General features: G+C 74.6%; 12 protein-coding genes and 1 pseudogene. 6 read left to right on the top strand and 7 right to left on the bottom strand.

The genetic code is table 11. The features are described from left to right. Positions 1-12: 12 nt before the first annotated feature. On the bottom strand, positions 13-702 hold the full coding sequence (gene mtrA, locus ABZ570_RS17395) for an MtrAB system response regulator MtrA (RefSeq protein ID WP_358063929.1): 690 nt from the start codon (positions 700-702) through the stop codon (positions 13-15). Positions 703-915: 213 nt separating this feature from the next. On the opposite strand from mtrA, the gene ABZ570_RS17390 reads away from it, so the two are divergent. From ABZ570_RS17390 to ABZ570_RS17370, 5 genes are read left to right on the top strand one after another with little or no spacing between them, the layout of a single operon-like run. Next, the gene (locus ABZ570_RS17390) at positions 916-1,761 is read left to right on the top strand and encodes a hypothetical protein (protein WP_358063926.1); all 846 of its coding nucleotides are present in this window, start codon (positions 916-918) and stop codon (positions 1,759-1,761) included. Continuing rightward, positions 1,758-2,393: a DUF4129 domain-containing protein gene (locus ABZ570_RS17385; RefSeq protein ID WP_358063923.1), complete on the top strand. Its 636-nt coding sequence runs from the start codon at positions 1,758-1,760 to the stop codon at positions 2,391-2,393. Before ABZ570_RS17390 ends, ABZ570_RS17385 begins: the two co-directional genes overlap by 4 nt. Continuing rightward, positions 2,390-3,670 carry a DUF4350 domain-containing protein gene (locus tag ABZ570_RS17380; RefSeq protein ID WP_358063920.1) on the top strand — a complete coding sequence of 427 codons (1,281 nt, stop codon included), beginning with the start codon at positions 2,390-2,392 and terminating at the stop codon, positions 3,668-3,670. Before ABZ570_RS17385 ends, ABZ570_RS17380 begins: the two co-directional genes overlap by 4 nt. After that, positions 3,667-4,650: a MoxR family ATPase gene (locus ABZ570_RS17375; protein WP_358063917.1), complete on the top strand. Its 984-nt coding sequence runs from the start codon at positions 3,667-3,669 to the stop codon at positions 4,648-4,650. Before ABZ570_RS17380 ends, ABZ570_RS17375 begins: the two co-directional genes overlap by 4 nt. After that, entirely contained in the window at positions 4,647-5,957 is a 1,311-nt protein-coding gene (locus ABZ570_RS17370; protein WP_358063914.1) for a DUF58 domain-containing protein, read from the top strand. Before ABZ570_RS17375 ends, ABZ570_RS17370 begins: the two co-directional genes overlap by 4 nt. Here the strand turns inward: ABZ570_RS17370 and ABZ570_RS17365 are convergent. Further along, positions 5,935-6,963: a stage II sporulation protein M gene (locus ABZ570_RS17365; protein ID WP_358063911.1), complete on the bottom strand. Its 1,029-nt coding sequence runs from the start codon at positions 6,961-6,963 to the stop codon at positions 5,935-5,937. The genes ABZ570_RS17370 and ABZ570_RS17365 overlap by 23 nt on opposite strands. 36 nt (positions 6,964-6,999) lie before the next feature. Between ABZ570_RS17365 and ABZ570_RS17360 the strand changes: the two genes are divergently transcribed. Continuing rightward, complete coding sequence (locus ABZ570_RS17360) at positions 7,000-8,094, top strand: RDD family protein (RefSeq protein ID WP_358063908.1); 1,095 nt, start codon at positions 7,000-7,002, stop codon at positions 8,092-8,094. Positions 8,095-8,098: 4 nt separating this feature from the next. On the opposite strand, the gene efeB is transcribed toward ABZ570_RS17360, so the two are convergent. The 5 genes and pseudogenes from efeB to ABZ570_RS17335 form a co-directional block, all read right to left on the bottom strand. Further along, positions 8,099-9,415: an iron uptake transporter deferrochelatase/peroxidase subunit gene (efeB, locus tag ABZ570_RS17355; protein WP_358063905.1), complete on the bottom strand. Its 1,317-nt coding sequence runs from the start codon at positions 9,413-9,415 to the stop codon at positions 8,099-8,101. Positions 9,416-9,438: 23 nt separating this feature from the next. Beyond that, positions 9,439-10,572 carry an iron uptake system protein EfeO gene (gene efeO / locus ABZ570_RS17350; protein ID WP_358063902.1) on the bottom strand — a complete coding sequence of 378 codons (1,134 nt, stop codon included), beginning with the start codon at positions 10,570-10,572 and terminating at the stop codon, positions 9,439-9,441. Between the two features lie 29 nt (positions 10,573-10,601). Beyond that, positions 10,602-11,504, bottom strand: coding sequence for an iron uptake transporter permease EfeU (gene efeU, locus ABZ570_RS17345; protein WP_358063899.1), 903 nt, complete (start codon positions 11,502-11,504; stop codon positions 10,602-10,604). A gap of 188 nt (positions 11,505-11,692) precedes the next feature. Next, the gene (ahcY, locus tag ABZ570_RS17340) at positions 11,693-13,192 is read right to left on the bottom strand and encodes an adenosylhomocysteinase (RefSeq protein ID WP_358063896.1); all 1,500 of its coding nucleotides are present in this window, start codon (positions 13,190-13,192) and stop codon (positions 11,693-11,695) included. Positions 13,193-13,511: 319 nt separating this feature from the next. Beyond that, positions 13,512-14,069, bottom strand: a pseudogene (locus tag ABZ570_RS17335) (mannose-6-phosphate isomerase, class I); the annotation flags it as partial.

Below are 14,069 nucleotides of genomic sequence, written 5' to 3'. Positions count from 1 at the left end.
GTGCTGCCCAGGCTATCCGGTGCCCGCCTTGTAGCCCACGCCCCGCACGGTGAGGATGATTTCGGGTCGCTCCGGATCCGGCTCGATCTTGGCGCGCAGCCGCTGCACGTGCACGTTGACCAGGCGGGTGTCGGCGGCGTGCCGGTAGCCCCAGACCTGCTCCAGCAGCACCTCGCGGGTGAAGACCTGACGCGGCTTGCGAGCGAGCGCGACCAGCAGGTCGAACTCCAGCGGGGTCAGCTTCACCTCCTCGCCGTCCCGGCTGACCGTGTGCGCCGGCACGTCGATGGTGATCTGGTTGCCGGGCGGGCCGATGGTGAGCAGCTCCGGCGCGACGTCCTCGCCCCGGCGCAGCCGGGCCCGCATCCGGGCCACCAGCTCCTTGGGCTTGAACGGCTTAACCACATAGTCGTCGGCCCCGGACTCCAGCCCGAGCACCACGTCCACCGTGTCGCTCTTGGCGGTCAGCATGACGATCGGCACGCCGGACTCGCCCCGGATCGCCCGGGCCACGTCGATTCCGCTCATACCGGGCAGCATGAGGTCGAGCAGGACGATGTCCGGCCGGCTCTCGCGGAACGCGGCCAGCGCCCGCTCCCCGTCCGCGACGAAGGAGGGCACGAAGCCCTCGCTGCGCAGGACGATACCGAGCATCTCGGCGAGCGCTGGGTCGTCGTCGACCACCAGTACCCGGGCTCTCATGGGGTTTATCGTTCCATCCCCGTTCGTTCGAAGGGTTCGGCGTCTTCCCGGCACGGTACCTGCGGCCAGCGGCCCGGCACCACAGCCGACCGGACGGACCTGCCGCGTGGCGCGCCGTGGCGTCCGGGTCCACCGCAGCAGGACCGGCCGTGCAACCATGATCCCTCGGGCGCGTCGCCGCCTGCCACCACCGCCTGTCCGCCAGGAGTACGCGTGTCCGACGTCGGCCCGACCGCAGTGCTCCCGCGCCGTCCGCTGACCGTCGGTGAGCTGCTGGACTCGGCGGTCCTGCTGCTACGCGGCCAGGCCCGGCTGCTGGTGCCGCTCGGCCTCCTGCTGGCCGTCGGTGAGCAGCTGCTGCTGCACCCGCTGCGGCTGCTGGCCGACGCCCGGGCCCCCGAGTGGTGGCTCGATGCCGACCGGCTCGGCTGGTACTGGCTGCTGCTGGCGGTCGGCGCCGGGACCGAGGCGCTGATCATCGCCCTGCTCGGCAACCCGGCCGCCCGGGGCGCCGGTGCGGCGCTGCTCGGCCGCCGGGCCGGGCCGGGCGAGCTGCTGCGCCCCGCCGGGGCCCGGTGGGGCGCGACGCTGCTGGCCGCGGTGGCGGCCGGACTCACCGTCTGCCTCGCCGGACTGGCCGGGCCGGTCTGGTTCGTCGCGTACGCGCTGCTCGGCGCCCTCGTCCCGGCGCTGGTCGTGGACCGGGTCCCGGCGTGGCGGGCACCGGGACGGGCGCTCACCCTCGCGGTACGCGCCGGTGGGCGGGCCGCCGGCATCCGGCTGCTCGGCTACCTGGGCTGGTGGCTGATCCGCCTCGGCATCGGCATCGGCGCCTACCACGGTCTCGGGCTGCTCGGCCTGTTCGACCTCTCCGACTGGTCGCTGCCGGTCGCCACGGCCACCTGGGCCGGCGTGAACGCGCTCGCGTATCCGGCCCTGGCCTGCCTGGACGCGGTGCTGCACCTGGAGACCCGGATGCGCACCGAGGGGCTGGACATCCGGCTCTGCCGCGCCCCCGCCGAGGTGCCGGAGCCGGTCCTGCTGGCGGTCCCCCGGTGAGCCGCTGGTGGACCGAGGCGGCCGCCGCGCTCGGGGACGTCGTACCGCTGCCGCTGGCCGCCCTGCTCCTGCTGCTCGCCGCGCTGCTGGCCGCCCTGGTCTGGTACTCCTTCCCGGCCTGGGTGCCGCACCGGCTCCCCCGACCGCGCCTGCCCCGCCCGCGCCTCCCCCGGCTGCCCCGGCTCCGGCTGCCCCGACTCCGGCTGCGGATACGACTGCCGAGGCTGCGGCTGCCCCGCCGCCGGCCGAAGACGAGGTCGGCGGACGAGGCGCCGCCGGTGCCCGCGCCCCGCGCACCCGAGCCGATGGCCACCACACCCGCCGGCCTCGCCGACCGGCTCGCCGCCGAGGGCCGGTACGCCGAGGCGGTCCGGGAACGGCTGCGCGACATGGTCCGCGAACTGGCCCACCGGCGGGTGGTCGAGGTACGCCCCGGAATGACGGTGACCGAGCTGACCACCGCGGCCGCCCACGTCCGGCCCCGGGTGCACCCCGCCCTGCACGCCGCCACCATCATCTTCTCCGACCTCTGGTACGCCCAACGGCCGGCCACCCGGGAGCACGACCAACGGATGCGCGCCCTCGCCACCGAACTGCACCGCGAGCTGACCGGGGACGGTGAGCCCCGGTGACCGCCACCCTCGATCAGTCCCGCCCCGGCGCCCCCGCCCCGGCCCGGCGCCGCCGGCACCGGGTGCTTATCCCGTTCGGGCTGGCCGTCCTGCCGATCGTGGCCACCCTGGTCCTCCACGCCGTCGACCAGCCCGACGCCGCCGACCCGGGCTTCCTCTCCCCGGTCGCCGCCGACGGCGACGGCGGCAGCCGGCTGGCCGAGGCGCTCCGCGCGCAGGGCGTGACCGTACGCCGCGAGACCGACACCCTGCGGGCGCTGCAGGCCACCACGCCCGGCCCGGCCACCCTCTTCGTACCGGCCCCGGAACTGGTGCACCCGGACACCGTCGCCGCCCTGACCAGCCTGCCGCCCGGCAGCCGGCTGGTGCTGGTCGACCCGCCCCGGCGGGTGCTGGAGCTGCTGGGCCTGCCGCTGGCGCCGGCCGAGCGCCGCTGGGCCACCCGGGTGACCTCCCCGGACGCCGACGGTCACCCCTGCCCGCTGAGCGAGGCCGTCCGCGCCGGCGCCGCCGCCGCCGACCGGCAGCGGTATGCGACCCGGGCCGGCTCGACGGCCGACCGCTGCTACTCCGGCGGGCTGGTCCGGCTGGGCTGGCGTACCGAGGTGGTGGTGATCGGGAGCAGCGACCCGTTCCGCGACGACCGGATCGACGAGTGGGGCAACCGGGCCCTCGCCACCGGCCTGCTCGGCGGCGACCGTCCGCTGGTCTGGCTCGACCTCCCCGGCCCGGCCCCCGCGCCGAGCTGGTCAGCCGACCCCGGCGGCGAGGGCCGGCCACCCCGGCCGTCCCCGCCCCCCGACGACCGGGCGGACGCGCCGCCGCCTGCGGACAACCCGCTCTGGGACGCCTTCCCGGCCTGGTTCTGGGCGCTGCTGGTCCAGCTGGCGCTGGCCGGGCTGTTCGCGGTGCTCTGGCGGGCCCGCCGGCTCGGCCCACCCGTGCCCGAGCCGCTGCCGGTGACCGTCCGCTCCGCCGAGACGGTGCTCGGCCGGGCCCGGCTCTACCGGCGGGCCGGCGCCCGGGGCCCGGCCGCCGAGACCCTGCGCGCCGCCGCGCTGGAGCGGCTGCGGTACCGGCTCAACCTGCCGCCGGGCACACCGCCCGCCGAGGTGGCCGCCCGGGTCGCCGGAGCCGTCGGCGCCGACCCCGAGCGGGTGGCGGAGCTGCTGCACGGCGCCGAACCGACCACCGACCAGGAACTGCTGGCGCTGGCCCGCGACCTGGACACCCTGACCCGCACCGTCACCCACCCGACCGAAGGAGACCACCGGTGACCGGACCCGTCATCGCGCCGGCCGTCGCGCAGCCCGACGCCCGCGCCGCCCTGCACCGGCTGCGGGCCGAGGTGGCCAAGGCCGTCGTCGGGCAGGACGCCGTGGTCACCGGCCTGGTGATCGCGCTGCTCTGCCGGGGGCACGTGCTGCTGGAGGGCGTACCAGGGGTGGCCAAGACCCTGCTGATCCGCACCGTGGCCGCCGCGCTCGACCTGGATTCCAAGCGGGTCCAGTTCACCCCCGACCTGATGCCCGGCGACGTCACCGGGTCGCTGATCTTCGACCCGCACACCGCCGCGTTCACCTTCCGGGAGGGGCCGGTCTTCACCAACCTGCTCCTCGCCGACGAGATCAACCGGACGCCCCCGAAGACCCAGTCGGCGCTGCTGGAGGTGATGGAGGAGCGGCAGGTCTCCGTCGAGGGCGAGCGCCGCCCGCTGCCCGAGCCGTTCATCGTCGCCGCCACCCAGAACCCCATCGAGTACGAGGGCACATACCCGCTGCCCGAGGCGCAGCTCGACCGGTTCCTGCTCAAGCTGACCGTGCCGCTGCCCAGCCGGGACGAGGAGCTGGGCGTGCTCCGCGCCCACCACGCCGGCTTCGACCCGCGCGACCTGCACGCCGCCGGCGTACGCCCGGTGGCCACCGCCGCCGACCTGGCCGCCGCCCGGGAGGCAGTCCACCGGGTGCACGTGGCCGAGCCGCTCCTGGGCTACCTCGTGGACCTGTGCCGGGCCACCCGGGCCACCCCGGCGCTGGAGCTGGGCGCCTCGCCCCGCGGCGCCACCGCGCTGCTCAGCACCGCCAAGGCGTGGTCCTGGCTGGCCGGCCGCGACTACGTCACCCCCGACGACGTGAAGGCGGTGGCCCGGCCCACCCTGCGGCACCGGCTCCGGCTGCGCCCCGAGGTCGAACTGGAGGGCATGACCGTCGACGCGGTGCTGGACGCGGTGCTGGCCACCGTGCCGACCCCGCGATGACCTGGCGGGCGGCGCTGCTGCTCGGCGCGGGCGCGGCGACCCTGCCGGCCTGGCCGGCGCCGTTCCTCGGGGTGGCCGTGATGACCGGTGCGGTGCTGCTGCTGGTCGCCCTCGACTGGGCCCTCGCGGCGCCGCTGCACGCGCTCACCGCCACCCGCACCGGCGACCGGACGGTCCGGCTGGGCGGCACCGCCACCGTCACCCTGCACCTGGCCAACGCCGCCGACCGCCCGCTGCGCGCCCAGGTACGCGACGCGTGGGTGCCCTCGGCGGGCGCACGGCCGGACGTACCGCCGGAGCGGCTGCTGACGGTCGAGCCGGGCGGGACGGCGGCCCTGCCGGTCCGCCTCACCCCGGCCCGCCGCGGCGACCGACCCGCGGCGGCGCTCACCGTACGCTCCTTCGGGCCGCTGCGGCTGGCGTTCCGGCAGCGCACCGGTCGCCCTGCCGCGCCACCGTGGACGCTGCGCGTGCTGCCCCGCTTCGACTCCCGACGGCACCTGCCCGAGAAGCTGGCGAAGCTGCGGGTCATCGACGGGGTCCAGGTGACCCGCGGGCGCGGCCAGGGCACCGAGTTCGACACCCTGCGCGAGTACGTGGTCGGCGACGACGTGCGCTCGATCGACTGGCGGGCCAGCGCACGCCGCGCGGACGTGCTGGTGCGTACCTGGCGGCCGGAGCGCGACCGGCGCCTGCTCTGCGTGCTGGACACCGGCCGCACCGCGGCGGTACGCGTCGGCGACGAACCCCGGCTGGACACCGCCATCGACGCGGCGCTGCTGCTCACCGCGCTGGCCTCCCGGGCCGGTGACCGGGTCGACCTGCTCGCCGCCGACAGCACGGTCCGGGCGGCGGTGACCGGCAGCGGCCGGCCCGCGCTGCTCCCCCGGCTGGTGGAGGCGCTCGCCCCGCTCCAGCCCGCGCTGGTCGAGACCGACTTCGAGCTGATCGTCGGCGAGGTGCTGCGCCGGGAGCGGCGCCGCAGCCTGGTGGTGCTCTTCACCGCCCTGGAGGCGGGCCCGCTCGGCGAGGGGCTGCTACCGGTGCTGCCCCGACTGGCCGCCCGACACCGGGTGGTGATCGCGGCGACCCACGACCCGGTGCTCACCGGGCTGACCGTCGCCCCGCCGGCCGGCCCGGACGACGCGTACGCCGCCGCGGCGGCCTGGCGGGCGCTGGCCGAACGGGACCGGGTGCGGGCCGCGCTGTCCCGACACGGGGTGACCGTGGTGGACGCCCCCGCCGACCGGCTCGCCCCGGCGGTCGCCGACACCTACCTCCGACTCAAGTCCCTCGGCCAACTCTGACGCCGGGCGGCCGCTCTGTCCCCGAATCCGCGGCCACCGGGGGTGGGGGCGCGGTAGGTGGGGGCGGCGGCGTGGCGGCGTGGCGGCCGAGCAGCAGGGCGTACGCCAGGAAGGCCAGCCAGGCCGTGGCGCCGACGGCGACGCGGACGGCGACCGGCAGGGGCGCCGGGGTCACGAACGCCTCCAGCACCGCCGAGACCCCGAAGAGCCCGACCAGTCCGGTGGCGACCACGATCGCCGAGCGACCCGCCTCGGCGACCGCCCGGCCGCGGCTGAGGTGGGCCGGCGGCGCGATCCACGCCCACCCGGTACGCAGCCCGACCCCGGCCGCGACGAAGATCCCGGTCAGTTCGAGCAGCCCGTGCGGGGTGATCAGGCCGAAGAAGACATCGGCCCGGCCGTACGAGATCATCACGCCGCCGACGACGCCGACGTTCAGCGCGTTCTGCCACAGCAGCCAGAACACCGGCACCACCAGCACCCCGGAGGCGAGGCACTGCGCGGCGAGCCAGGCGTTGTGCGTCCAGAGGTGGAACGCGAAGGTCGGCGCGGAGAACTCGGTGTAGTAGCCGGCGAACCCCGAGTCGACCAGCTCGGCCGCGGCCTCCTCGCCGACGAACACGGCGGCGGTGTCCGGGTGGCCCGCGACGAACCACATGAGGAAGAAGCTGAGCGCGCTGAACCCGGTGGCCACCGCGCACCACCAGGGCCACGCCCGGTAGAGGGCGGCCGGCAGGTCGGCGAGGAGGAAGCGGCGCACCGCCGCCCAGGACGGCCGTGGCCGGCCGGTGATCCGGGCCCGGGCCGCGAGCACCAACTGGGACAGGCGGGTCACCAGGACCGGGTCGGGTGAGCGGCTGCGCAGCGCGGAGAGGTTCGTGGCGGCCCGCTGGTAGAGCACGACCAGCTCGTCGACCTCGGCCGCGTCGAGCCGGCGCTGGCCGGTCAACTGCTCCAGCCGCCGCCACTCGGCGCCGTGCGCCGCCACGTACGCGTCGAGATCCACTCGGTCCTCCCCCGTTCGGCGCTCATAGTGTTCACTGTGGGGGTGCGTGCGCAACCTCCCCCAGCGGCAAGGTGGGCCGACGCCGGTCTGGTCAGCGGCGAGGCGGTGGAGCTGGACGTCCGGGCGGCCCGGTTGGGTTCCCGGGTGCTCGCCCTGCTGATCGACCTGGTGGTCCAGCTGGTGGCGGCGCTGCTGCTCGGGGTGCTCCTGATGGTGGTGCTGCTGCTCGCCCTGCCGGGCGACCTCGTGGACGGCGCGCTGTTCGGCGCGTCGCAGACCGTGCTGCTGATCCTGGTGCTGGTCGGCTACCCCATGCTGATGGAGCGTTTCGCCGGGGGCCGAACGCTCGGCAAGCTGGCCGTGGGGCTGCGGGTGGTCCGCGCCGACGGCGGCCCGGTGGGGGTCGGCCAGTCGCTCACCCGGGCCCTGGTGGGCGTCGCGGTGGAGTGGCCGGGCCTGGTCCTGCCGCTGCTGAGCTGGGTGGCGAGCGTGAGCGTGATGCTGACCGACCCGCGCGGGCGGCGGCTGGGCGACCTCGTGGCGGGCACCATGGTGGTGCACACCCGGGGCGCGGGGATCTGGCGGCCGGCCCCGCCGGCCGCACCGCCGCTGCTCGGCTGGGCGGGGACGCTCGACCTGACCCGGCTGGACGACGGGTTGGCGCTGGCCGTCCGGCAGTACCTCGGCCGGGTGCGCCAGCTCGCCGAGCCGGACCGGACCCGGCTGGGCCGGGAGCTGTGGGCCGAGGTCGCGGCCGTCACCTCGCCGCCTCCGCCGTGGGCCGCGCCCGAACCGGCGTACCTGGCCGCCGTGCTGGCCGAGCGGGGCCGGCGGGCAGCGTACCGGCTGGGCCGTACCCGGTCGGTCACCGCGACGCTCTGGCCGGAGCTGGCCCCACCACCGCTCGCCGTCCCAGCGTCGCTCGCCATGCCGACACCGCTCGCCGTCCCAGCGTCGCCCGCCATGCCGGCACCGCTCGCCGTCCCAGCGCCGCCCGCCATGCTGGCACCGCCTGCCGCGCCGGCACCGCCCGCGCTGCGGCCCGCCGCGCCGGCGCGCGCCGTTCCCGCCCAACCCGATCCGGTACGCGGGCAGCCCGCCCCGGTCGGGTCGGAGCGCTCCCACGCCTGACGATTCAGGAGAAGAGTGCGCTGCCCCACCAGTCGGCGGCGTCGCGTACGCCCGGCGGGCAGGCGAACAGCCCGCTGGAGACGTGCCGCAGGTACTCGTTCATCGCGTCGTTCCGGGCGAGCCGGGTCTGGATCGGCACGAACTGCTTGCGCGGATCCCGCTGGTAGGCGATGAAGAAGAGCCCGGCGTCGAGCCGGCCCAGCCCGTCCGAGCCGTCGACGAAGTTGTAGCCGCGGCGCAGCAGGTGGGCCCCGCCGTTCTGGCTCGGGTGGGCGAGCCGGACGTGCGCGGTCTCGGCGATGACCGGCTGCCCGCCGTCGCCCCTGGCGGCGAAGTCCGGCTCGTCGAACTCGTCGCGCTTGCCGAGCGGCGCGCCGCTGCCCTTGGTCCGGCCGACGATCTGCTCCTGCTCGGCGAGGGAGCTGCGGTCCCAGGTCTCGATCTGCATCCGGATCTTGCGGGTGACCAGGTACGACCCGCCGGTCATCCAGTCGGGCCCGTCGCCCGGCTGGGCCCAGAGTTGCTCGCGGAGCAGGTTGGCGTCCTCGGCCTTGAGGTTGGCGGTGCCGTCCTTGAAGCCGAACAGGTTGCGCGGGGTGGCCTGGTCCCGCGACGTCGACGAGGTACGCCCGAAGCCGAGCTGCGACCAGCGGACGCTGACCGCGCCCATGCCGATCCGGGCCAGGTTACGGATGGCGTGCACCGCCACCTGCGGGTCGTTGGCGCAGGCCTGGACGCAGATGTCGCCGCCGGAGAGCTCCGGCTTGAGCGCGTCCCCGGCGAAGTGCGGCAGGTCGGCGAGGGCGGCGGGCCGCCGGTCGGCGATGCCGAACCGGTCCTGGCCCTGGGCGTCGCGGAACAGCGTCGGGCCGAAGCCGACGGTGAGGGTGAGCTGCGACGGCGGCAGCCCGAGCGCCTCGCCGGTGTCGTCCGGCGGGGCCTCCGGCATGCCGGCGACGGCGCCGATCAGCCCGGCGTCCCTGCCGGTGGTCATCCGGGCCGCGGCGGCGGTCCACTCCTGCAGCAGCGCGACCAGCTTCGCCCGGTCCCGGGTGATGACGTCGAACGCGACGAAGTGCAGGCGGTCCTGGGCGGGGGTGGTGATGCCGGCCTGGTGCTCGCCGTGAAACGGCACCGCCCCGGCGGCGGTGTCGGTGGCGACCGCGTGGGTGCCGCCGCCGATCAGGGCGCCCGCGCCGGCCGCCACCCCGGCCACGCCGGCGGCGCCGACCCCGGCCAGGGTGATGGCCCGCCGCCGGGACAGGGTGGCCCGGGGCGGCGCCTCGGCGGACGCGGCCTCGCTGCCCTGCTCGCTCGTCATCGCTCGACCTCCCGGCCCGGTCGTCACCGGGCGACGACCGCGGCGACCTTGCTGATCGGTTCGGCCAGCGCGTTGATGCTGTCCGACAGCTCCTTCAGCTCGGCCTTGCTGAGTTGGTTGTGCAGCTTCCAGCCGTCACCGGCCCGGTGCTTGCCGAGCGTGGTCGCCACGTTGGCGAACTCGGTGTCGAGCTGCTTGACCAGCTCCGGCGAGCGCTGCTCCAGGGCCGGGCGCAGCGCCGCGATGGCCGCCTTGGAGCCCTCCAGGTTGGCGTTGAAGTCCCAGAGGTCGGTGTGCGAGTAGCGCTCCTCCTCGCCGGTGATCTTGCCGCTGGCGACCTCGTCGAGCAGCGCCTTGGCACCGTTGGCCAGCTGGAGCGGGCTGAGCTTCTCGGCGTTCGCCCGGTCCACGATCGCCTTCACGTCGACGAGGAGCTGGTCGGCGACCGGGCCGTCCTTGCTGATGTCGCCGGTCGTCCAGAGGTCCTTCTCGAGCCGGTGGAAGCCGGTCCACTCCATGCCCTCCTCGACGACCTCCTCCCGGCCGTCGATCTTCGGGTCGAGGTCACCGAAGCTCTCCGCGACCGGCTCGATCCGCTCCCAGTAGGTGCGGGCCACCGGGTACAGCGCCTTGGCCCTGGCCACGTCGCCGGCCTTGACCGCGGCCACGAACTCCTCGGTCCTGGTCAGCAGCGCGCCGGTCTGGCTCTGGACATACCGCTGGTAGCTGGCGGTGGCCTGGCTCAGCGCGGCGTCGGGCGCCACGCTCGCGGCGGTGCCGGTGACCTTCAGCGCCCCCCGGATGCCCCGGCCGCTCATCCCCGGCTTGCAGGCCGTCTCGTACGTGCCGGCGGTCAGTTCGACTCGCAGCTCACGGCTCAGCCCGGGGGCGATGTTCTCCACCTCGCCCATCACCCGGTCACCGGCTGCGTAGACGTAGAACTCGTTGACCTTGGACCCGGAGTTGGTGATCGTGAAGGTCACCTGGCCGGCCTCGACCTCGGTCACGCCGACCTCGCAGGCGCTGTCGGTGGCCTTGACCGCGATCGGCCCGCCACTCTTGGCGTCCTTCTCGTCGCCGCCGCCCCCGCAGCCGGTCAGGCCGGCGACGGCGAGCAGCCCGGCGGCGGTGGGCACGACGAATCGGCTGGTACGCATCGGTGCGTGTCTCCTCGGGAAGCGGGCGGTCAGGCGGGCTGCACGGGACCGGCGGGGGCTTCGGCGACGGCCTTCGCCGCCTCGGCCGGCTTGGCGGCGGGCTGGCCCGGCTTGGCGGCGGGCTGGCCCGGCTTGCGCAGGAAGAGCACCATCACCGGCACCGCGTACGCCACCCAGGCGACCATCTCGAGCAGGCTCGGCGTGGGCGTGATGTTGAACATGCCGCTCAGCAGGGCCGCGTACCAGGTGCTCGGGTCGAGCACCCCGGAGATGTCGAAGGCGTGGGTGCTCAGGCCGGGCAGCACATCGGCCTCCTGGAAATCGTGCACGCCGTACTTGAAGATGCCGGCGGCGACCAGGATCAGCAGCGCCCCGGTCCAGGTGAAGAACTTGCTCAGGTTGAGCTTGAGGGCGCTGCGGTAGAGCAGGAAGCCGATCACCACGGCGGTGAGGATGCCGCCGACCAGCGCGAACAGCGCGCTGCGGCCCGCGCCGCCGGCCGCGCTCTGCGCCGCGGAGTAGAAGATCAGGGCGGTCTCCAGGCCCTCCCGGATGACCGCGAGGAACGCCATGCCGGTCACCGCGAACGCGCCGACGGCGAGCGCCTCGCTGAGCTTGCCCCGCAGCTCACCGGCGATGCTCCGGGCGGCCTTACGCATCCAGAAGATCATCCAGGTGACGAAGACCACGGCGGCGACCGAGGTGACGGCGTCGAAGAGCTCGCGCTCCCGAGAGGTGTTGAGCAGCGTGGCCGAGGTGTACTCGATCATCCAGCCGAAGAACACCGACAGCGCCACGGCCAGGCCGACGCCGAGCCACACGTGCGGCAGCCGGTTGCGGCGGTCCGACTTGACCAGGAACGCGACCAGGATGCTGACCACCAGGGTCGCTTCCAGGCCCTCTCGCAGGCCGATCAGGTACGTGGCGAACATCGGTACTCCGTGATTGGTTAGGCACGCCTCAGCTAAGTTAGGGCAGCCATACCTTCCTCCTCGTACGGCAGGACGTCAAGTCGTTCACGACAACGTCACCCGGTCCGCGTACCGACCGGTGCCCCGCGTACGCGAAGGGGACCGGGACGGCCGCGCGGCGGCCGACCCCGGTCCCCTCCGGGTGTCGCTCAGTACCGGTAGTGCTCCGGCTTGAACGGGCCCTCCTGCGGCACGCCCAGGTAGGCGGCCTGCTCCTTGGTGAGGGTGCTCAGCTTCGCGCCGAGCGCGCCCAGGTGCAGCCGGGCGACCTTCTCGTCCAGGTGCTTGGGGAGCACGTACACGCCGACCGGGTACTCCTCGGTCTTGGTGAAGAGCTCGATCTGGGCGATCGTCTGGTTGGCGAACGAGTTGGACATCACAAAGCTCGGGTGCCCGGTCGCGTTGCCCAGGTTCAGCAGGCGCCCCTCGGAGAGCACGATGATGGCGTGGCCGTCGTCGAACTTCCAGAGGTCGACCTGCGGCTTGATGTTCTCCCGGGTGACGTCCGAGCGCTTCGCCAGGCCGGCCATGTCGATCTCGTTGTCGAAGTGGCCGATGTTGCCGACGATGGCCTGGTGCTTCATCCGGGCCATGTGCTCGTTGCTGATGACGTTGAAGCAGCCGGTGGCGGTGATGAAGATGTCCGCCTGCTCGACCACGTCGTCCAGCGTCGAGACCTGGTAGCCGTCCATCGCCGCCTGGAGCGCGCAGATCGGGTCGACCTCGGTCACCACGACTCGGGCGCCCTGGCCGCGCAGCGACTCGGCACAGCCCTTGCCCACGTCGCCGTAGCCGAGCACGACGGCCATCTTGCCGCCGATCAGCACGTCGGTGGCCCGGTTGATGCCGTCGATGAGCGAGTGCCGGCAGCCGTACTTGTTGTCGAACTTGCTCTTGGTCACCGAGTCGTTGACGTTGATGGCCGGGAAGAGCAGGCTGCCGTTGCGGTGCATCTCGTAGAGCCGGTGCACGCCGGTGGTGGTCTCCTCGGTGACGCCCTTGATACCGGCGGCGATCCGCGTCCAGCGCTGGCCGTCCTCGGCGAGCGAGCGGTGCAGCAACTGGAGGATGACCGCGTACTCCTCCGAGTCGGCGGACTCGACCGGCGGCACGACGCCGGCCTTCTCGAACTCGACGCCCTTGTGCACCAGCAGGGTGGCGTCGCCGCCGTCGTCTAGGATCATGTTCGGGCCGTGCCCGTCGGGCCAGGTGAGCACCTGCTCGGTGCACCACCAGTACTCCTCCAGGCTCTCGCCCTTCCACGCGTACACGGGGACGCCGGCCGGGGCCTCGGCGGTGCCGTTCGGGCCGACGACGATCGCGGCGGCGGCGTGGTCCTGAGTGGAGAAGATGTTGCACGACGCCCAGCGGACCTGCGCGCCGAGCGCGACCAGGGTCTCGATGAGGACGGCGGTCTGGATGGTCATGTGCAGCGAGCCGGTGATGCGGGCGCCGGCGAGCGGCTGGGCGTCGGCGTACTCGCGCCGGATCGCCATCAACCCGGGCATCTCGTGCTCGGCGAGCCGGATCTCCTTGCGCCCGAACTCGGCGAGCGACAGATCCGCCACCTTGTAGTCGCCCTCGGCGAGGGTGCTCGGCCGGACTCCGGACGACGCGCCGCTGGGGGCCGCCGGGAGGGTGCTGGTCATGGAAGCTCCTGTCGAACGATGTGCTGCGCAGCCTTCCACCTTACGCGCGTGGAGTCCGGCGGCCGGGCCCGGTTGGCCGAGAAACCGCGCCCGGGTCGGCGGACAGCGCACGGGGCGGTCGGTCGTGAACGGACTCTCCGCCCACGGCCCGGCCGCCCCGTGCATCCCCCCGGTTTGGTTCCCCGCGTGTCGCCGAGACCTTCGTCGCGACAACGCTGCGTACCCACAGAGTCACACTGCGCAAGGCCGACGTCAAGCTATTCCGGGAAAGTCGGACTCGCCCCTCTGCTGCGGCGGCCCCGCCCCGGAACCCGTCGGATCAGCGCAGGCCGCAGGTGGCCACGTACGCCTCGCCCTCGCCGCCGATGACCAGCGGGCCACCGGACGCGGTGCCCACCGCCGCCTGCCCCGGTTCGAGGGTGACCGTGCCCATCCCGTCGTCCACGGCGAGCCGGCCGGCCCGGCAGAGCACCACCCGCGGCCCCGGCAGCGCCAACCGCGCCCCCGGACCGCCGGCCGTCAACTCGACCCGGTGCAGCGCGAAGTCCTCGACCGGCACCGGCCAGGTCACCACCCCGGGCGCCACCGGAAGCGGCGCGATCACCGGCTCGTCGAGCACCTCGAACCGCAGCACCCGCAGCAGCTCGTCCACGTCGACCCGCTTCGGCGTGAGGCCACCGCGCAGCACGTTGTCACTGGCCGCCATGATCTCCACGCCGGTGCCCCGCAGATAGGCGTGCAGGTTGCCGGCCGGCATCCAGATCGCCTCGCCCGGCGCCAGCCGGACGTGATGCAGCAGCAACGCCACCAGCACCCCCGGGTCGGCCGGGTAGTCGACCGCCAGGCCGCGGGCCAACGACGCGTCCGGCCCGCCGGC

It is taken from the genome of Micromonospora sp. NPDC007271 (genome assembly GCF_040634005.1).
GTDB lineage: Bacteria > Actinomycetota > Actinomycetes > Mycobacteriales > Micromonosporaceae > Micromonospora.
This window is presented reverse-complemented; position numbering and strand designations above follow the sequence as displayed.